The 21,579-nt window shown below is 41.3% G+C and carries 22 protein-coding genes; 11 read left to right on the top strand and 11 right to left on the bottom strand.

The genetic code is table 11. The features are described 5' to 3' along the window. Positions 1-23 precede the first annotated feature (23 nt). On the bottom strand, positions 24-1,220 hold the full coding sequence (locus A7P54_RS09105) for an aminoacetone oxidase family FAD-binding enzyme (RefSeq protein ID WP_171549373.1): 1,197 nt from the start codon (positions 1,218-1,220) through the stop codon (positions 24-26). Between the two features lie 141 nt (positions 1,221-1,361). Here A7P54_RS09105 and A7P54_RS09110 point away from each other — a divergent pair, with 141 nt between their 5' ends. Then, positions 1,362-1,727 carry a hypothetical protein gene (locus tag A7P54_RS09110; RefSeq protein WP_004804804.1) on the top strand — a complete coding sequence of 122 codons (366 nt, stop codon included), beginning with the start codon at positions 1,362-1,364 and terminating at the stop codon, positions 1,725-1,727. Positions 1,728-1,770: 43 nt separating this feature from the next. Here the strand turns inward: A7P54_RS09110 and A7P54_RS09115 are convergent, their stop codons facing one another. From A7P54_RS09115 to A7P54_RS09130, 4 genes are all read right to left on the bottom strand, one after another. Then, a complete protein-coding gene (locus tag A7P54_RS09115) occupies positions 1,771-2,637 on the bottom strand; it encodes a pyridoxal-phosphate dependent enzyme (protein ID WP_171549374.1) in 867 nt (288 codons plus the stop codon). Positions 2,638-2,703: 66 nt separating this feature from the next. Then, positions 2,704-3,771, bottom strand: coding sequence for an HlyD family secretion protein (locus A7P54_RS09120; RefSeq protein ID WP_225761715.1), 1,068 nt, complete (start codon positions 3,769-3,771; stop codon positions 2,704-2,706). 119 nt (positions 3,772-3,890) lie between these two features. Beyond that, the gene (locus A7P54_RS09125; RefSeq protein ID WP_171549376.1) at positions 3,891-5,537 is read right to left on the bottom strand and encodes an MFS transporter; all 1,647 of its coding nucleotides are present in this window, start codon (positions 5,535-5,537) and stop codon (positions 3,891-3,893) included. A gap of 13 nt (positions 5,538-5,550) precedes the next feature. Then, positions 5,551-6,099, bottom strand: a complete 549-nt coding sequence (locus tag A7P54_RS09130; protein ID WP_005205624.1) for a TetR/AcrR family transcriptional regulator — start codon at positions 6,097-6,099, stop codon at positions 5,551-5,553. Positions 6,100-6,283: 184 nt separating this feature from the next. Between A7P54_RS09130 and A7P54_RS09135 the strand changes: the two genes are divergently transcribed. From A7P54_RS09135 to A7P54_RS09150, 4 genes are all read left to right on the top strand, one after another. Continuing rightward, the gene (locus tag A7P54_RS09135) at positions 6,284-6,961 is read left to right on the top strand and encodes a DUF1345 domain-containing protein (RefSeq protein ID WP_171549377.1); all 678 of its coding nucleotides are present in this window, start codon (positions 6,284-6,286) and stop codon (positions 6,959-6,961) included. Between the two features lie 101 nt (positions 6,962-7,062). After that, positions 7,063-7,830 (top strand): class I SAM-dependent methyltransferase, encoded by a 768-nt coding sequence (locus A7P54_RS09140; protein ID WP_171549378.1) that lies wholly within the window; start codon positions 7,063-7,065, stop codon positions 7,828-7,830. 103 nt (positions 7,831-7,933) lie between these two features. Further along, entirely contained in the window at positions 7,934-8,542 is a 609-nt protein-coding gene (locus tag A7P54_RS09145) for a hypothetical protein (protein WP_171549379.1), read from the top strand. Positions 8,543-8,549: 7 nt separating this feature from the next. Next, a complete protein-coding gene (locus A7P54_RS09150; RefSeq protein WP_171549380.1) occupies positions 8,550-9,068 on the top strand; it encodes a hypothetical protein in 519 nt (172 codons plus the stop codon). 107 nt (positions 9,069-9,175) lie between these two features. Here A7P54_RS09150 and A7P54_RS09155 read toward each other — a convergent pair whose 3' ends face one another. After that, positions 9,176-10,798 carry an oleate hydratase gene (locus A7P54_RS09155; protein WP_171549381.1) on the bottom strand — a complete coding sequence of 541 codons (1,623 nt, stop codon included), beginning with the start codon at positions 10,796-10,798 and terminating at the stop codon, positions 9,176-9,178. 359 nt (positions 10,799-11,157) lie between these two features. On the opposite strand from A7P54_RS09155, the gene A7P54_RS09160 reads away from it, so the two are divergent. Beyond that, positions 11,158-11,781 carry a LysE family translocator gene (locus A7P54_RS09160; protein WP_023270720.1) on the top strand — a complete coding sequence of 208 codons (624 nt, stop codon included), beginning with the start codon at positions 11,158-11,160 and terminating at the stop codon, positions 11,779-11,781. Positions 11,782-11,843: 62 nt separating this feature from the next. Here A7P54_RS09160 and A7P54_RS09165 read toward each other — a convergent pair whose 3' ends face one another. The 3 genes from A7P54_RS09165 to metG all read right to left on the bottom strand — a co-directional run bounded on the left by A7P54_RS09165 (position 11,844) and on the right by metG (position 15,795). Continuing rightward, the gene (locus tag A7P54_RS09165; RefSeq protein ID WP_171549382.1) at positions 11,844-12,821 is read right to left on the bottom strand and encodes an MBL fold metallo-hydrolase; all 978 of its coding nucleotides are present in this window, start codon (positions 12,819-12,821) and stop codon (positions 11,844-11,846) included. Between the two features lie 129 nt (positions 12,822-12,950). Beyond that, positions 12,951-13,595 carry a sel1 repeat family protein gene (locus tag A7P54_RS09170; RefSeq protein WP_227505284.1) on the bottom strand — a complete coding sequence of 215 codons (645 nt, stop codon included), beginning with the start codon at positions 13,593-13,595 and terminating at the stop codon, positions 12,951-12,953. A 142-nt stretch (positions 13,596-13,737) separates the two neighbouring features. Further along, complete coding sequence (metG, locus tag A7P54_RS09175; RefSeq protein WP_171549383.1) at positions 13,738-15,795, bottom strand: methionine--tRNA ligase; 2,058 nt, start codon at positions 15,793-15,795, stop codon at positions 13,738-13,740. A gap of 204 nt (positions 15,796-15,999) precedes the next feature. Here metG and A7P54_RS09180 point away from each other — a divergent pair, with 204 nt between their 5' ends. Further along, positions 16,000-16,467, top strand: a complete 468-nt coding sequence (locus tag A7P54_RS09180) for a hypothetical protein (RefSeq protein ID WP_171549384.1) — start codon at positions 16,000-16,002, stop codon at positions 16,465-16,467. A gap of 26 nt (positions 16,468-16,493) precedes the next feature. On the opposite strand, the gene A7P54_RS09185 is transcribed toward A7P54_RS09180, so the two are convergent. Beyond that, positions 16,494-16,991 carry a hypothetical protein gene (locus A7P54_RS09185; protein ID WP_005191215.1) on the bottom strand — a complete coding sequence of 166 codons (498 nt, stop codon included), beginning with the start codon at positions 16,989-16,991 and terminating at the stop codon, positions 16,494-16,496. A 109-nt stretch (positions 16,992-17,100) separates the two neighbouring features. Between A7P54_RS09185 and A7P54_RS09190 the strand changes: the two genes are divergently transcribed. Together A7P54_RS09190 and A7P54_RS09195 are read left to right on the top strand one after the other, a co-directional pair. After that, on the top strand, positions 17,101-17,637 hold the full coding sequence (locus A7P54_RS09190; protein ID WP_171549385.1) for a GNAT family N-acetyltransferase: 537 nt from the start codon (positions 17,101-17,103) through the stop codon (positions 17,635-17,637). A gap of 187 nt (positions 17,638-17,824) precedes the next feature. After that, positions 17,825-18,274, top strand: a complete 450-nt coding sequence (locus A7P54_RS09195; RefSeq protein WP_171549386.1) for a hypothetical protein — start codon at positions 17,825-17,827, stop codon at positions 18,272-18,274. Positions 18,275-18,369: 95 nt separating this feature from the next. Here the strand turns inward: A7P54_RS09195 and A7P54_RS09200 are convergent, their stop codons facing one another. After that, complete coding sequence (locus A7P54_RS09200; RefSeq protein ID WP_171549387.1) at positions 18,370-19,050, bottom strand: hypothetical protein; 681 nt, start codon at positions 19,048-19,050, stop codon at positions 18,370-18,372. 263 nt (positions 19,051-19,313) lie between these two features. Between A7P54_RS09200 and apbC the strand changes: the two genes are divergently transcribed. Both apbC and A7P54_RS09210 read left to right on the top strand, forming a co-directional pair. Next, positions 19,314-20,543: an iron-sulfur cluster carrier protein ApbC gene (gene apbC / locus A7P54_RS09205; RefSeq protein WP_171549388.1), complete on the top strand. Its 1,230-nt coding sequence runs from the start codon at positions 19,314-19,316 to the stop codon at positions 20,541-20,543. A gap of 146 nt (positions 20,544-20,689) precedes the next feature. Continuing rightward, positions 20,690-21,568, top strand: coding sequence for a 5'-methylthioadenosine/S-adenosylhomocysteine nucleosidase (locus tag A7P54_RS09210; RefSeq protein ID WP_171549389.1), 879 nt, complete (start codon positions 20,690-20,692; stop codon positions 21,566-21,568). The last annotated feature ends 11 nt before the right edge of the window (positions 21,569-21,579 follow it).

A 21,579-nucleotide genomic window follows, 5' to 3' on the forward strand; every position in this document is an offset into this window, starting at 1 on the left:
GTGCTGTAATTCATATGGTCATATCAGACAAATTGAGCCGCTGCCTGTGCAGAAGACCATGCCCATTGGAAGTTATAGCCACCTAAGTGTCCTGTAACATCCAGCACTTCACCAATAAAATATAAACCTTTCTGTTTTTTACTTTCCATGGTTTTGGAAGATACTTCACTGGTATCCACCCCACCGAGTGTGACTTCGGCCGTTCGATAACCTTCAGTACCTGATGGTTTTACCGTAAATGCATGCAATTGCGCTGCTATATGTTCGAGTTGTACATCACTGAGATTGCCAATTGGTGTTTCACTTTGTTCTGCCCAAATCAGTTGCTGTAATTCAAGTACGATACTCTTGGCGGTAAATTCACTGATTAAGGTGCGTAGTAGAACTTTAGGCTGTGACTTTTTCTTATCTTTAAAGAATTGTGCAAAGTCTTGGCTTGGGAAGAAATCAATTTTAAAGCTTTCCCCAACATGCCAGTAGTTCGAAAGTTGCAGTGAGCTTGGACCACTGAGACCACGATGGGTAAACAGCAAAGCTTCGGTAAATTGATGACGATCATTGATCAAGGTTGCGTCTAATGCATTGCCACTCAAGCGGGTGGTGACTTCTTTAAACTGATCTGAGAAGGTGAAAGGAACCAGACCCGCACGGGTTGGATAAACATGATGTCCGAACTGTTGCGCCAGTTCATAACCAAAACCTGAGCCACCGAGAGTTGGAATGGATAATCCACCTGTTGCCACCACCAAAGACTCACAGTGATAAGTCCCTTGACTGGTTTCAATCATAAAACTGGAATCCGCCTGAGCCTTCACTTGCTGTACTTCACAGTGGGTTTGAATCTGAACACGTTTGGCTTTGTCACATTCTGAAAGTAATAGTTCCAGAATCTCTTTAGATCCTTTGAGGGTAAATAATTGCCCGTGTTTGCGTTCTTCGTACTCGATGCCGTATTCGCAGACCAAAGCAATAAAGTCCCAATTGGTGTATCGCGTTAAGGCTGAGATGACGAAATGTGGGTTTTCAGACAAATAATTGGCAGCTTCGACCTCCAGATTGGTAAAGTTACATTTACCACCACCTGACATCAAAATCTTTTTGCCGACTTTATTGGCTTTTTCCAACACCACAACCGAGCGCCCACGTTTGCCTGCTTCTGCAGCCAACATCAAGCCTGATGCACCTGCACCTAAAACAACAACATCAACTTGATGAACCATGGGGAAAATACTCAAGGGAGGAAAAGCGGGCAATTATAGAAGATTTAGAGCAGTTTGAGTATGTTGATTGTTTGATTAAAAAAGATACTTTTAAAATCAAAGCATGTTATAAAATTGGTCTCAATAAAGGGGATAACAATAATGAATGATAAGACTTTTTTAGAAGGCACTCCACCTCATCAGCAAGATCAGCTCAGACAATATACCTTAATTGCGTATGGGCTTTATGCGGCCAGTATTTTTGTGGGATTAACCAGTATTGCTGCCATTATTATGAACTATATGAAGCGTGACGAGGTAAAAGGAACATGGTTGGCCAGTCATTTTGAGTGGCAAATCAAAACCTTTTGGATCACTCTCATTGCTGCAATTATTGGATTTATCTTGTCTTTTGTACTCATTGGCATTCCGATTCTATTTGCAGCATCAATCTGGTTTATTTATCGTATTGTCAAAGGTTTAGTGGTGTTTATGGACAATAAGCCGATTGGTGATGGCTGGTTTTAAGCACTTGATTCGATCAAATAAAAAGTCACTTGCGAGTGGCTTTTTATTTTAAGCGACCTTGTAGTCCACCGGTATGGATCGCCAAAATACGGCTATTTTCAGGAAAATACTGCTGTTGGATTAAATCGAATAGTCCCAGCATCATCTTGGCGGTATAGACCTGTTCCAAAGGAATTGCATATTGTTGTTCAAAATACTGCATAAATTGCAGTAGTTCTGGATTGGTTTTAGCGTAACCACCGCAGCAGTAGGCATCGGTTAAAGACCAATTACTTTTATTGGTCCACTGTTGAATATCTCGTTTTAGGAAGTCGCCTTTCAATGCTGAAAAGCCTAGAACCTGTTGTTGTGCAGAGCTGCCTTCAATTAAGCCAGCAATGGTGCCACCTGTTCCAACCGCACAGCAAATCACATCATAATTTTCTCGATCATCTTTGCTCAGAATTTCCTGTGTGCCTTGCAGTGCAAGTGCATTGCTGCCACCTTCCGGAACAATCAAGGCCTGAGGATATTGCTGTTGAAGTTGTTGTAAATATTCCGCTTCATGGCGCAGTCGATACTCAGCCCGACTGACAAAATGCAATCGCATGCCAAAATCTTGCGCTGTCTGTAGGGTAGGGTTTAAGTCTTGAGTTGCAAGTTCTTCACCACGAATTATGCCAATGCTTTGCAAGCCAAAACGCTGTGCAGCATACGCTGTTGCAGCAATATGATTTGAGAATGCACCGCCAAAAGTCAGAACTTGAGTCAAACCTTGTTGTTGTGCTGCAAGCAGGTTGTATTTCAGTTTATAAAATTTATTGCCTGAAATGTGAGGATGAATCAGGTCCAGACGCTTAATGGTCAGTTGAACCGAACTAGGAAGTGCTAATGTTTGATAAGGTGTGGGAAAAGCAATGTGATCAAACATTTTCGAACAAGAGAAATGGATTTGATCACATTGTAAATAAATTTGATTGAGAATGTCAGTCTTACGTTAGGAGTCGGTATCCACAGAGGTAATTACCGACATCCCAGGACGTAAGTTTTCGATGCCTTTTTGATTCGGATCTATGGCGATACGAACTGAAATACGTTGTACCACCTTGGTAAAGTTACCTGTCGCATTGTCGGGTTTGAGCACGCTAAATTCTGAGCCTGCGGCAGGGGAAATCTGTTCAACATGTCCTGTAAATTTCTGATGATTCATCGCATCGACGGTGAAATACGCTTTTTGCCCAATTTTCATATTGGCAATTTGGGTTTCTTTAAAGTTGGCAATCACCCACGTTTGTGTCGGAATCAGATAAAGCAATTGTGTTCCCGCTGCGACATATTGACCGACTCGTGGATTGACCTCACCTAATTGTCCATCCAGTGGAGCAACAATGGTGCTGTAGTCTTTGGTGGTATTGGCTTGGTCGAGTTGTGCTTGTGCACTATTGACTTGTGCTTTTAAGCCAGACTGTGCCACTTGCGCCGTTTTTAAAGCTTCTTGTGCCACCAAGATATTGGCTTCGGCTTGTTTTAGTAAGGCGTGATTATTCTGCGCATCTGCCGCGGCTTTATCTTGTTCAGATTTAGACGCCGCACCGCTATCGCCCAATTGTTGGTAGCGTTTTAGCTGGGCCACAGATAAATCATACTGTGCCTTGACTTGATCCAGTTTGGCTTGTGCGGCCACAACATCGGCCTGACGTTGCGCAATGGCTTGGGTTTGATTGGCGAGACTGTTTTCTGCTTGCTCAACGCCAGATGCTGCTTGCGTCACTTTTTGGTCATAGGTGGTGGCATCAATATGCATCAACACCTGACCTTGTTTAACCTGATCAAAGTCTTTGACCAAGACATCTTTGATATAGCCATTGATCTGCGAAGACAGGATGGTGGTTTTACCTTTCACATAGCTATTGTCGGTTTGCTCAACCGCCGTATGAAAGGGGCCAATCCGCCATGCCCATAAAATAATGGTGATCCCGACCAATAACACCAACAGCATCCACCACAGGGTAGAGCGTTTGGTTTTAATGAGTTTACTGGTCGGCGGTGGTGGGGGAGGCGGCATTTGGACGACAGCCTCAGGCGCTTTGGCTGCTTGAGTTGTCTCATTTTGCTCAGTGGTTTGAGCATTATTATTTTCAGGTTTCTCTTGTTCGGACATAAGCTTTTCTCAATCAAAAAGGACTAACTGGCTGCTTGCAGATTTTTTCGGGTTTTGTATTTATCCCGTGCATATTTAAATAGCCCCCACAGCAATAACACCACCGCAAAAATACCGTTTAATACGATTACATCGTTATAGGCACGTACCTGAGCTTCACGGGTGACCACCTTATTCAGATTTTGCAAGGCTTGGTTATTTTGCAAAACAGGGTCATTGCTACTGACCATGGCACTATGCTGATAGGCCTGTAAACGCTGTGCCACAATTGGATTTGTCGGATCAAGATTGCTATTGATTTCGACTTTATAATCATAGGTATGGTGCTGCTGATAGGTGTTGAAAAAGGAGGAGCCGACCAAACCACCAAAATTCTGTGTGGCTGAAAACAGTACAATGAAGGTCACTACATATTGCGGGCCGCGTTGTAAGGTTCGCATAAAGCCCATCAGCAACAGTGGACCGATAAACACGCCACCTGCAAAACTGACGAGAAATTGACTACGATAAAAGTTGGCAGGACGCACATCACTGGTCAGGTGATAATCCAGCGCACAAGCAATCAAAATTAGGATTTCAGCAAGGAACAAATTTAGAATTAGTCGTTCACGATGAAAGGTCAGTGCACTAAATACCGAACCTGCAATGGTGCCGCAGAAGATCACCACATACAGTGGTACAAATTGGTCGGGCCCCATGCCCATGGTCTTGAGGAAATTGACCGCGGCATAGCTTTGTTCTGACATGAGTAAGCGTAGGGCGAAGGCACTGACCACAAAACTGAGTAAATCACCTGCGGCTAACCAACGGGTCATAATCAGTGGATTGCTGCGATAGTGTTCATAAGTCAGTCCCAACACAATCAAACAAAAACCAACAATTAAGGTATAGGCCAACCAAGGACTATTAAACCACCATAAAATCGGCCCTTGGGTGAGTACGATACACAGACAGGCAAAACCAGGTGCAAGCAAGGCAAATGTAAAGAAGTCCTGCTTTTCGAATACCTCCAAGCGTAGGCTGCGTGGCAGTTTTAACGCCACCACCATGGCAAAACAACAAATTGCCAAACCTAATTCAAAGGTATAAATCACATCCCACTGATTGGCACTGAGCAGAAAAGGCGAGATGATCCATGCCAAGGGTAGACCCAGTTGTTGAAAGCCAAAGGCCAGATAAATCCCTTTGGCCATATCTGCTTTGCCAAAGGCTTGCATGGTGTAATACATCCCTAGCGAACTTAAAGGCGCGGCTGCCAAACCTGCAATAAAGCGCACAAACAAGGCGACTTCATAGGTTTGAACAAAGATATGTAAAACCAGCACACCAATAAAAGCCAACAGACCAATTTCTGAAAATAAGCGCAAACCATATTGTTGGCGGGCTTTAAACAGAATCAGGTTAGAGCTGACATTGGCCATTACATAGGCCGCAGGTAGCCATGCTGCTTGCGATGGGGTGAGACCATATTCACCTTGGAAAATCGGTAAATTGGCAACGATAAAACCATTACTTAAACTGGCTGCAATACATATAAACAGGCCAATAAAAAAATAGGCAAAGCGTTTTGGTCGGGCATGTGCAATTGCAGCAGGTGAGCCCGGTAAGGTTGGGCGCTCATCGGCAGACCAATCTGGAGGAGTCTCTAGATAGCGAGGGCTTTTATCCATATTATTCCTCGAACTAAACTTTAATGCCGTTTAATAATAATTCTATTGCTCGTTTGGCTAAGCGCACTTGATCAGAGGCATGATGTCCTTGAAATGAGGAGCCTAAAATCGCTGTGATCATGGCAAAATCATGTGGCGTTAAATCTGGACGACACAATTTGTGTTTTATGGCGCGATCAATCAAGGGTTGTAATGCTTTATCACGCCGCTCATAAATGTTTAGCATGATTGGGTCTTGCCGATCAATAATACGCCAGTAATCAATCAGAACCACCAGATGGGGCAGTTGTTCGATATGACCCTCAATCAGACGAATAAAGCCATCATCAAAGTCTTGTAAGGCAAGCGTACGTTGTTCCAAACGTTCTATGGCACGTTCCAGTAATGCTGTCATCAAGGCTTTACGATCTGCAAAATTACGATAGAAGGTTGCACGTCCCACGCCAGCATGATCAATAATGGCTTGTAAAGGCACATGAACCCCTTGCTTGCGAAAGATTTCTTCAGCCGCATTCAGAAGTTCATCACGATTATGCGCTGCCAATTGCTGACGTTTTGCCATGATTCAAATTTCTTGGGAGATAGGGTGAATTAAACGGACATTTTTGTCCGAAGTAAATATGCTGAGAAACTTTATTTTGTGTAATTTCGGTTAAATTGCCGTTCTGAGTGATTTTTCTAAGGCCATACAGTGTTAAAAAATAAGAGTAAATTAAGCATGTATAAAAAATACAAATAGGTGAACAATGCAAGGATTTATCCCGCGCTTGCTAAAAGGAATAAAGTATCGGCCATATTTGTCTGCGACTTTCTCTTTGGGTCTTTTGATTTATGGGGCTTTGCATCTGCTTACCCAGTGGCATTGGGCAACCTGCTTACAGCTGGGTTGGAATATTGCGATTTGGCTGTATTTATTTCTGACCCTGAAAATGATGTGGCACTTGGACGCCACCCATATTTTACAACGCGCCAAGCAACAGGATGAGGGCAAGTGGATGATCTTGACCGTGGTGCTGGTTGCCATTGTGATCTGCTTTATTTCGATTGTGGTGCAATTGGGGCATGTGCCTAAAGATCAGCCGATTTTAAAAAGTGCCCTGATTTTACTGACCATCGGGACGATTTTTTCAACGTGGTTATTACTGCATACTTTATTTGCGATACATTATGCCCATGATTACTACCTTGCAAAGAGTCGTCATCAAGAAGCAGGTTTGGATTTTCCTAAAACCGATCAACCTGATTATCTGGATTTTATCTATTTCAGTTATATCATTGGGACCTCCGCACAAACCGCCGATATCTCGATTACCAGCTCAGCGCTCCGACATCTGAATATTTTTCATTGTGTCTTGGCTTTTATTTTTAATACTGTAATTTTGGCGGTGGCGATCAATGTCGCAGCCAGCTTGATTGGCTTATGATTAATAACTTATTTTTATTAATTAATTTAAAAATGATCATTTTTATTTTTGGCTGAGGTTGGTTATTTTTGAATCTAAATCTACAGTGCAAGGATAAGAAGATGAATACCCAGCATCAAGTCAATCAACAACAGTACCAAGATAAATCCCAAGCCTATTTAAACAGCACAGTGCATGCGCAAGGTGTTGAGTTTTCAAAAATGCAGCACTTGATCCAATCACATCAATTGAAGACCGTGTTGGACTTAGGTTGTGGCGGTGGGCATGTCAGTTATCAGATCGCACCATTTACCGATCAAGTAACGGCTTATGATTTAACGCCGTCGATGGTGGAATTGGTGGCACAACAGGCCAAGCAAAAGGGCTTGAATAATGTGATCACTCAGCAAGGCGCAGCAGAGAGTTTACCCTTTGCCGATCAACGCTTTGATTGTGTGATTACCCGCTATTCAGCACATCATTGGCACAACGTCGCGCAGGCGATGGCGGAAATTCGCCGTGTATTGGCGCCGCAAGGCAAGGTGATTATTGTCGATATTTTAGGGCACCCAAATCCAGTGATGGATACCTTCTTTCAGAGCATTGAAACCATTCGAGACCCAAGTCATGTACGCAATTATAGTTTACAAGAATGGATACGCTTTGCTGAATCTGCAGGTTTTAGGGTCGAGAGCGTTGAAAAGCAATATTTAGATTTAGAGTTCAAGAGCTGGACGGAGCGGATGCAAACCCCTGAATATGCGATTCAGACCATTCGTTATTTACAGAACAAGGCATCTGATCAAACCCAGCAATATTATCGCATTCAAGCAGATGGTTCATTTAGCAGTGAGGTGTTGTATATGGTGCTTTCAACGTCATGTGGATGAGGCTAGCAATAAAACATTGAATTCCCAATCTATTCTAAGCAGAATAAGCTGTCTATTTTGTGGCACTTAGACCACGGCTTAAATCAATTGGGTATATTATAAAATGACAAGTAGATTAATTTTAGCAATCAGTTTGCTCTGTTGCAGTAGCGCGCTATGGGCTAAAACCGAAGTTTTGGCTCAAGCGGGTGAGGTCAAAATTATTAAACGAAACTGCAATGTAAAAATCGATGCCTGTGACTATATTAAAACCTATAAAGGTCAAGACAAAGTCTTAATATCGCAATGGAATAAGACGGCAAGGGCCTATCAATTCACCCCAAAACTGATTGGTTTTCAACTCGGTGCAACTGGCAGTGCGCATATCCTTACAGTGTATGACCAAAATAATAAGCAGCAGGAATTCTTTGAATTATTAAAAATGTCACCCAATCAAAAGTGCTTCGTGACCAAACAGCAATTGGATAAAGAACATGACAAAGTGGTGTTTTACCGACTGCCTGAACTCAAGCCTTATTTAAGCATCAGTAAAAAAGATCCAAAGTTTAGCGAGATGGAGCAGATTGGCTATTCTACCTTCTTTGACGAGAGCGATGGCTCGTTTAATTTTGGCTATGATGCGGAAGAAGACGGAGAGAAATATTTTCAGGAGATCAAAGTCGAAAATCCATGTAGTTTAAAACCTAAAATCATTAAACAAGGTGATGAGTAAAATTAAAATGATGACACAAAATAAGATGTTGAAATGGGTGCTTGCTGCCACGGTATTGGTCGCGACACAGACTGCTTTTGCTGCGGAAAGCGTCAAGAAAACACGTTATGGGCAAGTTCAAATTAAAGTCAGCCCTGAGACTGGGCAAGAAACGCTATATTTTAATCATAAGATGGTACTGCCAAAAATTGAGGGCAATAACGGTCTGTCGATTGAAGGCATTTATAAATTACAAATGGATGATGTGGTTTTGGTGCAAGACATTGGCGGCAGTGGTTGTCCGATTCAACTGAATTTTGTGAAAATCAGTCCAAACCAGAAAGTGACAGTTTCACCTGTTTTTGGCTCATGTTCGGATCTCATTAAAGTTTCAGCAAAACCCAATCAAATTATCGTGAGCATGCCTGACTTTATGGGGGCACCAGAAAGTGAGGAGCAAGAACGCAAAGTTGCTCAGAAGAAAATGATTTATAGCTATGATGGAAAATTACTGAAAGAAAATGGCAAGCTGCTGCTTCAAGAATAAGCGTACTACTTAGCAAATTAGACTGAATTTTGCTCATGGCTAAGGACTGATCAAGTGGATGAAGTAGATCATCAAGATCTACTTCATGTTTCGTATTTCAGAAAGATTTAATGAAATACGGTTTCCAAAGCTTTTAAGCCCACTTTAGGGTCGAGCAGACCGTTGTAGATTTCAGGAACTTCACGATCCACACCTAAAAGCTGATAAATGGCGAGCATGGCGCCACGGATGGAATATTCCACGGTAAACACCACATCATCTTCCAGTTCCACAAATTGACCCAAGAAAGCAAAATTAACAGCATTCTCTGGAATCAGTAAGGGACGGTCGCCTGCTTTACGACAGGCAAACAGTGCAGAAGCATAGGGCATCATCACGGTGCTAATGTCACTATGCGCCAGTACATGATCCAGAATATCGTCGAATCCGAGTTGATGAATTAACTCAATCACAATCTCTCGCCCAGTGGCTTCACTCATTGGTTTTTTGATGTAGTCACCGATGTGATCAATTTCAAAGCCATAGCCCCATAAAGTGAATTTACCTTCAGGTAGGTCAGCAAAATGCGGTTGTGCCGGTACGACGATGGATAAATGCCAGCCCGACTCAAACCATGTCATCAGTGCGCCCGTTCCGGGCTCATTGCCTGTGTAATCAATGATGCGTTTGAGCAAGACATCATCATGCAGGGTCAGGGTAAATGACTTCCATTTATGTTCGTCGATATTGCCATTAAAGGTCATTGGGCGACCAAAATCAGGTGCTTTTTGTGCAAGGGTTTCCCATAAGCGCCAGCCATGATCCTGTCGATCACGAATTAAGGCTGGCACATCATTTTGACCGCCATAACGTGAATCGGCTGTAATCGAGCCTAAAGTAAATAATGCGAGATCATGTTCACCTAAGATAATCTGTTCAGTCCCTTCTGGAAGGTTGAGATAAAGCTTGCTTGCCTTACGTTGTTTACTTTGCTCATCTTCAATAAAATCAGCATCGGTGACATAAGTACCAAAGCGCACATCCACGCCTTGTTCGACTAACCAACGTTGTAAGGGATAAATCATCGAATCATATTGATTATATTTGGTGCGCTTAACCCCAGCCAAGGTATGAATACGGGGTAATTCTTGAATAAAGCGTAGAAAATAACGACGTAATTCCGTTGCACTATGCCATTTCTGAAAAGCAAAGGTGGTGCGCCACATCCGCCAGAAATTGCTTTGGAAAAATGCATCATCAAAAAATTCATCAATACGACGGCTGCCAATCCGTTCTTCTTTGAGTGCCAACAGGCGTAGCATCTGCGCACGATTCAAGGTGGATAAGCCAAGTTTTTCGGCTTCTGCAATGACATGGTTCGCATCAATTAAACGGGCTTGAGCATGGGTTTTGATCTTGTCATTAAATTCACGGCATTCTTCACGGACAGAAATGTTTGGATCTTCCAGTGAGGGGATGCTGGAAAACAGATCCCATGTGCAGAGATAGGTTTCATCTGTTAACATTCTTCCGCCTCGAGTCACCCATGCATGGTTTGGATTGAGTGGGTTATGTCCACCATCCATTGAACCGCCTGAGACCTCAAGCTCTTCTAAAATATGAATGTTTTGGGCAGGTACTTTGGCGTCACGAATGGCAAAGGCTGCCGCCGCCATACCAGCAATACCACCGCCAATAATCCACAGATGTGATTGTGAAGGGTCTAAATTTTTCAATTTTTTAGTTTGCATCTAATGTGCCTCGGTTATCGTTATTGATGAAAATGAATTTAATTCCATAAATTTATTATGGGATTTTAGTCTCGAAAAATAAATGAAAGTTACACTAAAATGGATGACAAATTTTGATCATAAAATTAGTTTTATAGAAAAAACGGATACTCGATCCATGACGGAGATGAATATGCTATTTTTAAGTGTTTGATATTCATTGTGAATTGAGTCTTTACTCTAGCTTATGGCTTTCTCATCAACTTCTGTTGATTAAAGTGCACAAAAATTGCTGAGATTAGTCAAAATTTTTATATCTTCTGACGATGCTTTTTCAGTAAAATTAATATTTGAAAATTATTCTAATCTAGAGGTTTCACTTGGAATCGTTATTGATTTTAGGCTCAATTGCTTTGGCTTTAATGTTGGGTGCAATCAGCCCCGGTCCTACCTTTATTTATGTGGCTAAAAACTCAATTGCGATTTCTCGTAAGCATGGACTGTTTACCGCCTTGGGAACAGGCACGGGTGCAGCCTTATTTGGTTTGCTTGCGGTCATGGGCTTGCAAGCGATTCTATTAGCCGTACCTTCTGCTTATATCGCACTAAAAATATTTGGTGGTCTGTACTTACTTTGGCTGGCGTATAAAATTATCAAACATGCCAAAGAACCAATGGAAGCAGTCAATGGCACTGTGAATCGCATGAGCTATGCACAAGCCTTTCGCTTAGGGCTGATTACTCAACTCAGTAATCCGAAGATTGCGATTATCCTTGCCAGTATTTTTACCGCCTTATTACCGAAAGACATTCCAAGTTATTACTATGTGGTGTTGCCAATGCTGTGCTTCTTTATTGATGCAGGTTGGTATTCGCTGGTTGCAGTAGCATTGTCAGCCGAAGGCCCACGTAAAGTTTATTTAAAATCAAAATCGATATTTGATCGGATTGCGGGAGGGGTGATGACCTTGCTCGGATTAAAGCTGATCTTTGGCATGAAATGATGCAGCAGAAAAAAGCGACCGAGCAGGTCGCTTTTTTATTGCCTAGAATCAACGCATCTCGCTTAATCTTTAAAATGCACAGGAATCCATTGATAGCTCTTTCCATCAGCAGAATAAATATGTCCAATCCCTGGGAATGGTAAATGGGGAGCAGCAATGGTTTGTCCATTTTTGGCGAAATCAGCAAACTGCTTTAAGCGTGTAGCGACGGCTTTTTTCGGGTCAATATCGTATTCAATCGCAGTTTTGGGTTGATCGAATTGCACAGTATGTGAATGCACGATATCTCCAATAAACACCACGCTTTCACCTTTGGTTTTTAATTCATAGCTAAAGTGACCAGGCGTATGTCCCGCCGTGTTAATGACTTTAAAGCCCTGAATTTCATCACCGAGTTTATAGGTCTTAAAGCGCTGTTTGGCTTGGTATGGGGCAATCGCTTGTTTAATGTGCTTTACGGTTCCTTCATAACCCGCTTGTTTATCTTTAGGAAGCTTGGCAGCCTGTTTTGGATCAAGCCAATAATTGGCTTCGTCACTGGAAACGTACACGGTTGCGTTGGGGAAATTGGCTACGCCATCTTTGCTGATGCCGCAAACATGATCAGGATGTAAATGCGTGAGTAAAATGGTATCGACCTGTTCCGGTTTGTAGCCTGAAGCCTCGAGGTTTTTTAGAATTGAGCCTAAATGGGCACCAAAACAACTGGCTGCACCGCTATCGACGAGTACCAATGATTTTCCTGTATTGACGAGGAAAGCATTGATGGAGGTCTGTACGCCTTTATCTTGATCAGCATAGTACTTCTTTAAGATTTGCTGGACTTGTTGCTGAGAAATATCTTTAAACAAGCTTGGTGACATAAAGTTAGTTCCATCGAGCAGGGCGGTAATTTGTACATCACCGACTTTGTGTTGATAGTAGCCCGCAACCTGTTTTTGTTGTTCAATGATTGGCAGGATCTTGCTTGTTTCTGCATGGCTAAGTAAAGGGAAGCTGCTCAAGAATGAGACGGAAAGGAGGAGGGCTGTTTTTTTCATAGAATCATTAAATTTATTAGAGAAAAACTTTTTTACCATGAATTCAAATAAAATTGGGTATTTGAGCGCAGAAAAAAATCCACTTTTGTAAGCGGATTTTATGAGAGGTTCTCGTCTTAGCGTATGGCTTTAATGCTGGGTTAGCTTGGAAAAGTCTACCATTTCAAATTCTTCAAGATCACAATTTGCCAATGCACATTTCTGCTCGGTATAGGCCGCTTCACCTAAATTTTGTTTGGCCTTATTTGCCCAAAACGCAGCTTTTTTGGCATCTTGCTGTTCAACCGGCAGTCGAAAACCATATTCATCTGCAAGTGTCATTTGTGCAGCAACAGAACCTTGCTGCCCTGCTTTTTCGAGTAAGGGGATGTATTGCTCAGTAGTTGAATAGTATTGCGCCAGCAAATAACTTGCATAAGCATCCTTTTGATTGGAAAGCTTTTGAATTGGCTTAAGGTCGATTTGTTCTTTTAACGCTGAATCTTGTGAGAATAGAGCAAATTCTAAAAGTGCAACAGATGCAGTTGGGTCTCCTTGTTTGATATAGCGATTCATTTGCTTTAAAAATAAGTTTTGCTGTTGATCGATATATTCTTTTGCCTTCACCTCCTTATTCTCTGAAAGTAGCTGTTTTAATGTAGGATCAACTTTTATATTTTGATTCTCATCATCCGATTGGAATAAAGTATTGAATATTAGTTGAACTTGATCTTTGGCTTGTTGTACTTGAGGGCTAAATTGATAATCCGGTGCTTGAGCAACCGCACTATGCAAACAAAAAATGCTTAAAAAAAGAAAAGCTATTATTTTTTGGAACATGTTTTACCTGATGTATTTATCGTTCATTTAATATTTTGGTTGAATTATAGAGATAAAAAAAGGGCTTCCGAAGAAACCCTTACATCAGTTTTATATATTAAGACACTTTATCGCCTGGTTTAGCACCAGATTCAGGAGAAATTACCCAAACCCCTTCGCCATTACCCGCGGCAAGTACCATACCGTTTGAGATACCAAAACGCATCTTACGTGGTGCAAGGTTAGCCACCATCACCACCAATTTGTCTTTTAAATCTTCTGGTTGATAGAACTCACGAATACCACTAAACACATTACGCGGTTCAGCTTCACCCACATCTAAAGTCAATTGCAGCAATTTATCAGAACCTTCTACAGTGGCAGCTTCCAATACTTTTGCTACACGAAGATCAATTTTCATGAAATCTTCAATACCAATAATTTCAGCTTCACCTACTTTTGGCTCAGGCTTTTTCTCAGCTTTCTTTTCTTTTTTCTTCTCTGCTTTTGGCGCTTCTGCCGCCGCAGCTAAAGAATCTTTAGATGCATCCACCATGGCAGCAACCGCTTTGGCATCAACACGTTGCATCAATGGCTGGAATTGAGCAATTTCATGACCAACCAAGATGTGCTGACGTGATGCAAAGTCAAAGCTTTCAAGTTGTAAGAAGGCTTGAACTTGTGCAGCAAGTGTTGGCAACACAGGTGCCAAGTAAATCGCAAGTTGACGGAATAGGTTAATACCCACCGAGCATACATCATGAACTTGTTGTTCCTGACCTTCTTGCTTGGCAAGTGCCCAAGGTTTTTTCTCATCGATATACTGATTGGCACGGTCAGCCAAAGCCATGATTTCACGGATTGCTGCTGAGAATTCACGTGCTTCATAGGCTTGTGCGATTGAATCACCTGCATCAATAAAGCTTTGCACCAGCTCAGATTCCACACATGTCTCTGACAAAGTATTATTGAAGTTGGTGTTAATAAATTTTGCACAACGGCTGGCGATATTCACCACTTTACCAACAAGGTCAGAATTCACTTTTTGAACGAAGTCATCTAGGTTTAAATCTGAATCTTCAACTTTGTCAGACAGCTTAGACGCAAAGTAATAACGTAGATATTCAGGATTCAAATGCTCTAAATAGGTTTCAGCTTTAATGAAGGTCCCACGAGATTTCGACATCTTCTGACCATTCACCGTCAAGAAACCATTCACGAATAAACCTGATGGGGTACGGTAATTAGCACCTTCAAGCATTGCTGGCCAGAACAGCGCATGGAAGTAAACGATGTCTTTACCAATGAAGTGATAGACTTCTTTATCGCTGTCTTTTTTCCAGAAATCATCAAAGCTTAGATCTGGACGTTTAGTTTTGATGTAGTTTTCAAAACTCGACATATAACCAATTGGTGCATCCACCCAAACATAGAAATATTTATTTGGTGCATCTGGAATTTCAAAACCGAAATAAGGCGCATCACGCGAAATATCCCAATCCGATAAACCAGCTTCAAACCATTCATCTAGCTTGTTGGCAATCGAAACAGGCAGACGACCTTGGTCACGGGTCCATTTCTGTAAGTATTCTGAGAAATTCGGCAATTTAAAGAAGTAGTGATCCGATGATTTTTCAACAGGAGTTGCACCGCTTAAGGTAGAGCGTGGGTTTTCTAATTCGGTGGCGTTATAGGTTGTACCACACACTTCACAAGCGTCGCCGTATTGATCTTCCGCTTTACATTTCGGGCATGTGCCTTTAATGAAGCGGTCAGACAGGAACATACCTTTTTCAGGATCGAATAACTGGCTAACAGGGCGAATTGCAATATTGCCGGCTTCACGGTTTTTAATATAGATTTCTTCTGAACGTGCTTTGTTCTCGGCACTATTGGTTGAATCATAGTGATCGAAATGTACGCCAAAACCATCAAAGTCACGGATATGTTCTTTCTGAACATTGGCAATTTGTTGTTCCGGACTAATCCCATTGGCTTCAGCACGTAGCATGATTGCTGTACCGTGAGCATCATCCGCACATACATAAGTCACATCATGGCCCATTGCACGCATCGCACGAACCCAAATATCTGCTTGGATATAACCGAGTAAGTGACCCATATGGATAGGACCATTGGCATAAGGTAGGGCATTGGTGACTAAAATTTTACGCACGGATATTGTTCTCTCATTCGTATTTGCAAGGCAGATGATTTTACATGACTTGGCCCCGACTTGCACAAGGGATTCAGTGAAATCTTTTCAAGCTGTGTTATGGGTCTATTTTCATGACTTCATGCAAGCTTCACTTGCACTTCAATCAAAACACATTTCCTTTACTGATAATGGCTGCATGCTCAATAAATAAAGGAACCAACCATGAGATCTTGGCATTTGCTTTGCGCATCTTTTTGCGCAAGTGTGGCATCGGTTTTTAGTTTTGTGATTCCCTATTGTTTGTTCTTAAACTTTCAACAAAACCATTTATTGCATGTGGTCAGCAATGCAATGCAAGTGATGCTATATCTCACTCCATTTCTGATCGTGCTTGCTTTTATCTTCTACGTCATTGTTTTATCAATATTGAAATTACCCAGCAAAATTTTTGATTTGGGGCAGTTTTCAAAAGTCAGTTTGGTCTTTTTTACGGGGTGGATGTGCTTAGTGCTGCTGATTTTATTCGAAGATCAGGTTAATGGCTTTGATTTTGAAACATTAGCCATGAGTCTTTTCATTTTTGTTGCGGTTTTGCCTGTGCTTGCATTGGGTTGTATCAGCGCCAATAGTTATTATGTGTTGATATGCAAAAAGAAGTATGGCGATTTAAATCAATTTGAGAGGATCTAGAGCAGGAGAGTATGCATCCCGAAGGATTACATACTTTGCATTTGTTTTACTGTGACACTGTGCTTTGAATTTTTTCTTAAAGAGATAATCTTTCCTTTAGATAGGAAATGAATGTGATAGCTCTTTAAGCCGTCCGTTTTCGGATCAAGGGTAATTTCAGCAAACATTGGCGTCTGCCAAAGTTCATCACTGCCCAAAGTTCCTAACCATGCTTGTGCTTTTAGTGCCACCGTAAATTCATCTTTGAACTCAAGCTCAGTAATACTCAGTTCACTGCACCAATGTTCGGTTTTAGGAAATTCAGCTTTAGAAAATTTCCAGCAGATCGTAAGCGCTAGACTGCTTTCAACAGGTGCTTTATCATCACTTTGCTGATGAATCACTGGAATTAACTGTTCAGCAAGATCTTTTTCAAACGAAAGAATCATGTTTTGGATTCTTCTTTTACTTGAAAGTATGTACTTCAAACGTTTTTCTTGGGCTTGAAGTTCCTGCTGAATTTCTAAGAGTTCATTTTCATTCATATTAGGTAATTCTGACAACGAGGTCTATGATTGAGATATTGCGGAAGTATATCCGAACTATCTCCTTATATTGTTAATAGTTTTTAATACAAATTTATTGGTTGCAAAAATGATCGAAACTGCACGATTACGCTTAAGACAATGGCAAGCAGAGGACTATGCATCCTTTGCCGCAATGGGCACCAATCCACAGGTGATGGAATATTTCCCTAAACTCCTGACTCGAGCAGAAAGCGATGCACTGATTGATCGAATGAAATCAATTATCGATGCAAAAGGCTGGGGCTTTTGGGCGCTTGAGCTAAAGCACAATCAGCAATTTATTGGTTTTACCGGTTTACATGATCAACCGACACAATTTTCATTTTCGCCTTGTGTGGAAATTGGATGGCGACTCGATCAAGCCTATTGGGGGCAGGGTTATGCACCAGAAGCTGCCCAAGCGGCACTTGCATTTGCTTTTGATCAATTGAAACTGGAGAAAGTTGTTGCATTTACCACTTTGGAAAATGCCAAATCACAAGCCGTGATGCGAAAATTAAACATGAAAAAAGTGTCTAACTTTCAGCATCCCGCTTTAGCCTCAGAGCATCCTTTAAGCTGGCATGTGCTGTATGAGATTCTACGATCTGATTTTGTTGAATAAATGGGATGTTATTCATTTATATGATTTTTATATCTAAAAATTAAAAGCTTTATCAATCCGCAATCAATTGAATCTTCCTGTATCCCATTTGTTTCAATTTGCAGCAATGGGCAAAAAAAAACTTCAAACACGGTATAACTAAGATTGATCCAAACAATATGTTTTTTACCTATAGTGAGGAAATATCATGACAAACGAAAAACTTGATGAATTAAAAGACCAAGCAGCAGAATTGGGTAATGACTTAAAATACAAAGCAAAAGAAGCTCAGCTACAAGGTGAAAAAGCAGTGGATGACTTAAAACACTCCGCCGAGGAGCTTAAGTTAAAAGGCGAAAAAACCCTTGATGATTTAAAGAAAGATGTCTCTGAGCAAAATGCAGAAGGTAAAGAGGCAGTTTCATCTAAAGTGGATGATATTAAAGCCAAACTTGAAGATACCCAACATGCGGTTCAAGATAAGTTTGATCACTTTAAAGAAGAAGCTGGCCATAAACTGGATGATGCCAAAGCCAAAGCCTCTGAGTTGAAAGATGAAGCTACTGCAAAGTTTGATGATCTAAAAGCTCAAGCAAGTCATAAGCTGGATGATTTAAAGAAAGCAGCAACGGATACGATCAATAAATTCAAAGGTTAAGCTTGCTAACCTTGTGATCGACTGAAGATCTTCCTCAAACATAGGCAAACTATGTTTGAGGATTTTTATTTGGATATTTTTTAAATGGGTTTCTATTAGGGCGAGGAAATAAATCGTACTGGCTGATTGATGGGCATATCAATGTATTGTTGGCGTTCTAGATCGAAAATCTTATAAAAGGGCTGAGTACGTTTTTGATAAGGAAAAAGCTGATTCATTAATGCTGTTTCTAAGGATGGCTGAGTTTCTTGGAGGTGTATTTTACCTTTTTTATCTATGTAGAGTTTGACATTCAATCTGAAAGATTCACCTTCTAATGGAACACTTTTTTGTAAAAGTAAACAGGCCATTTCAGTTAAGGAATAAGGTGCAGCAACCCGTCGAATACGTTGTATAACAGCTTGATCTTGCATGGAAATAAAATAATAAACTTGTTCATAGTTTGAGAATAGGCGTTTACTATTGTGATCACGTTGTTCTGCCGAAGTCTCCTGAATGGGTAAATCCTCTGGCTTTATCTGTTGCGCAAGCGCTAAAGCATGCTGATTAAGCCACTCTGAGTTGCTTGCTTTCAATAATTGAATCTTTAATCCGTTTTTTTCTGGGTTGATTCTAATTGATACCTTAATTTCAGACGATGGGGATTGCTCTTTTTGCTTATTTGCCACGATTTCTGTTTGTGGCGGCAATTGATAAACAGCACGATTCATCGATTCTTGGGCGAATAGCGGGAAGCAAGCAAATAAACTACATATCGCCAAATAATATCGTGTCATTGAACACTCCCAAGTGAAGCATAAATATCATGTGACTCTGCATATGATGAAAGCGTAATCCCATATTTTCATCGTCGATATGATCAGCTTAGCAATATATCCTGTTCCTGTGAAAAGTATCAGTTGCTGAAGATTGAAATTTATAGCAGAAAAGTTGCTCTAAAAAATGAGCAATTATCTACTTTGATATGAGCGTCAATTCTTCAATACTGCTAAACTAACCAAACTCAGTGAAATGTTGATCTGTTTTTGGAGTAAACAAAATGTCGTGGCTTTCTTCCTTAAAATCTGTTTTTTCACCAGCACAAGAAGTGAAGGAAGACGAGATTCAAACAGTTCTACAAAATTATGTACTGCCACATTCAGACAATGCGCTCAAAGAACGCATTAGCCAAGTGAATGTACAAGGCCGTATTTTACAACTTACAATGAATACCTTTCCTGAAGAAAAAGATCACTTACAGCAGATCCATGATGAGCTGGCTGAAGCCTTGGAAAAATGCGGTATCCAAGAGTTAAATTTACATATTATCCAACAAAAACATGCGGCGCATGGTGAAGCAGGTCATAGTTGCTCATCGAAGCCAAAAGCAGAAAACAGCAATTTACCTCCTGTGATGGATGCATCACCTAAAGTAGAAGCCGATCCGAATAATCCTCCGATTCAAAAAGCTGCACCACAACAACGCGATGTGGCTGCGCATCCACGTATCCAAAATGTGATTCTGGTTTCTTCGGGTAAGGGTGGTGTAGGTAAATCAACGACTACGGTCAACCTTGCACTTGCATTGCAACAACTTGGTCTAAAAGTTGGTGTGTTGGATGCCGATATTTACGGACCAAGTATCCCAACCATGTTGGGCAATGCGGGCAGAACCCCACAGATTGAAAATGAACACTTTGTACCTTTAGATGCTTACGGCATGGCGGTACTGTCGATTGGGCATTTAATTGGTGCACACAATACACCTGTGGCATGGCGTGGTCCGAAAGCAACTGGTGCGTTGATGCAGTTGTTCAATCAGACTCTATGGCCTGATCTAGATGTACTGGTGATTGATATGCCACCCGGTACAGGCGATATTCAGCTGACTTTGGCGCAACGTATTCCTGTGACGGGTGCAGTGATTGTCACCACGCCGCAAAATGTGGCGTTGATGGATGCAACCAAGGGTATTGAATTATTTAATAAAGTGAATATTCCAGTACTCGGTGTGATTGAGAATATGTCGACGCATATCTGTTCAAATTGCGGTCATGAAGAGCAAATTTTTGGTACAGGCGGTGGTGATCAGCTATCTGAGCAATATCATATTCCTTTGCTTGGTCATTTACCTTTAGATGCCAAAATTCGTGAACATGCAGATCAAGGCACACCAAGTGTGATCGCAAAGGATGCAGCCGCAGACAGTTATCTCAATATTGCACAAGCCGTGTTGCAACAAATGGAAAAGTTACCAAAACGTCAGAAAGACGATAAGCGTATCTTCTAAAATGCTTAAAAACCCGGCATATCCTGCTGGGTTTTTACTATTTGATTAAAATAAGTTTTTATTTTTACGCTTTAAAAATAAATTAAAAAAATAAAAAATGGTATGTTGCTTGCTTATCACTTGTTTTGATTTTTGAGTATAGATCAATGATGCAATTTAAAAGCCTGATGGGTATTGTCAGTGTTTGTGCAGCTTTAGTTTTAAGTGGCTGTAATGGAGATAATTCTTCAAATAGTAATAACCAAGTACAGGAAAAACCAAAATTACAGCCGATTGTGATCCAAGGCGCATTGCCTGTTGAATCAGAGCGAATGGCATCAAAACTAGAAAATGTCAGTGTAGAAACCATTGGTGGCTGGAAATTCTGGAAAGGCACCTATAAAGGTTATCCAATGGTGATCTCTAAAACCCGGATGGGGATGAGCAACTCGGCCGCAGCGACAGCCATTGCAATTCAGCATTATCAACCGATTGCGATTATCAATCAAGGAACCTCGGGTGGACATGATCCAGACCTAAAGGTGTTTGATATTGTATTAGGCAAATACACCACCAATATCGGTGCATTTAAAACGCCAAATAAACCGATTGGCGGTGGTTCAAATGCGTTGGAATGGAATGAAGCCTTTGACGTATTACCAGAGGATGAGTCTGATCCAGAACCGATTGCGATTCGTAAATTCGAAGGAGATAAGGAATTACTTGTCGCCGCGTATAAAGCCAAAGTGCATTACAGCAAAGGACAAGTGGTCGAAGGCACCATCGGTTCAGCAGATACGTGGAATAATGAACTCGATCGCATCAACTTTTTCCATACCAAATACGGAACTTCTGTAGAGGAAATGGAAGCGGCATCGGTGGCTCAAATTGCGCAACAGTTCAAAGTACCACTCCTTGGGGTGCGTATCTTATCGAATAATATTACCAATAATGGTGCCTATGACCCTGCAACAGGCGAAGCGTGTCAGGACTATGCACTTGAGGTCGCTGAGCAATATATGAAGATGAAAGCTGAGGCTAAATAATTAATGTGATC

The sequence above is a fragment of the Acinetobacter sp. Ac_3412 genome, assembly GCF_013072675.1.
Lineage (GTDB): Bacteria > Pseudomonadota > Gammaproteobacteria > Pseudomonadales > Moraxellaceae > Acinetobacter > Acinetobacter higginsii.

Bases quoted from the DNA above. Each gene is read 5' to 3' on its own strand.
- A7P54_RS09105 (WP_171549373.1), bottom strand. From the start codon at position 1,220: ATGGTTCATCAAGTTGATGTTGTTGTTTTAGGTGCAGGTGCATCAGGC.
- A7P54_RS09110 (WP_004804804.1), top strand. From the start codon at position 1,362: ATGAATGATAAGACTTTTTTAGAAGGCACTCCACCTCATCAGCAAGAT.
- A7P54_RS09115 (WP_171549374.1), bottom strand. From the start codon at position 2,637: ATGTTTGATCACATTGCTTTTCCCACACCTTATCAAACATTAGCACTT.
- A7P54_RS09120 (WP_225761715.1), bottom strand. From the start codon at position 3,771: ATGCCGCCTCCCCCACCACCGCCGACCAGTAAACTCATTAAAACCAAA.
- A7P54_RS09125 (WP_171549376.1), bottom strand. From the start codon at position 5,537: ATGGATAAAAGCCCTCGCTATCTAGAGACTCCTCCAGATTGGTCTGCC.
- A7P54_RS09130 (WP_005205624.1), bottom strand. From the start codon at position 6,099: ATGGCAAAACGTCAGCAATTGGCAGCGCATAATCGTGATGAACTTCTG.
- A7P54_RS09135 (WP_171549377.1), top strand. From the start codon at position 6,284: ATGCAAGGATTTATCCCGCGCTTGCTAAAAGGAATAAAGTATCGGCCA.
- A7P54_RS09140 (WP_171549378.1), top strand. From the start codon at position 7,063: ATGAATACCCAGCATCAAGTCAATCAACAACAGTACCAAGATAAATCC.
- A7P54_RS09145 (WP_171549379.1), top strand. From the start codon at position 7,934: ATGACAAGTAGATTAATTTTAGCAATCAGTTTGCTCTGTTGCAGTAGC.
- A7P54_RS09150 (WP_171549380.1), top strand. From the start codon at position 8,550: ATGATGACACAAAATAAGATGTTGAAATGGGTGCTTGCTGCCACGGTA.
- A7P54_RS09155 (WP_171549381.1), bottom strand. From the start codon at position 10,798: ATGCAAACTAAAAAATTGAAAAATTTAGACCCTTCACAATCACATCTG.
- A7P54_RS09165 (WP_171549382.1), bottom strand. From the start codon at position 12,821: ATGAAAAAAACAGCCCTCCTCCTTTCCGTCTCATTCTTGAGCAGCTTC.
- A7P54_RS09180 (WP_171549384.1), top strand. From the start codon at position 16,000: ATGAGATCTTGGCATTTGCTTTGCGCATCTTTTTGCGCAAGTGTGGCA.
- A7P54_RS09185 (WP_005191215.1), bottom strand. From the start codon at position 16,991: ATGAATGAAAATGAACTCTTAGAAATTCAGCAGGAACTTCAAGCCCAA.
- A7P54_RS09190 (WP_171549385.1), top strand. From the start codon at position 17,101: ATGATCGAAACTGCACGATTACGCTTAAGACAATGGCAAGCAGAGGAC.
- A7P54_RS09195 (WP_171549386.1), top strand. From the start codon at position 17,825: ATGACAAACGAAAAACTTGATGAATTAAAAGACCAAGCAGCAGAATTG.
- A7P54_RS09200 (WP_171549387.1), bottom strand. From the start codon at position 19,050: ATGACACGATATTATTTGGCGATATGTAGTTTATTTGCTTGCTTCCCG.
- apbC (WP_171549388.1), top strand. From the start codon at position 19,314: ATGTCGTGGCTTTCTTCCTTAAAATCTGTTTTTTCACCAGCACAAGAA.
- A7P54_RS09210 (WP_171549389.1), top strand. From the start codon at position 20,690: ATGATGCAATTTAAAAGCCTGATGGGTATTGTCAGTGTTTGTGCAGCT.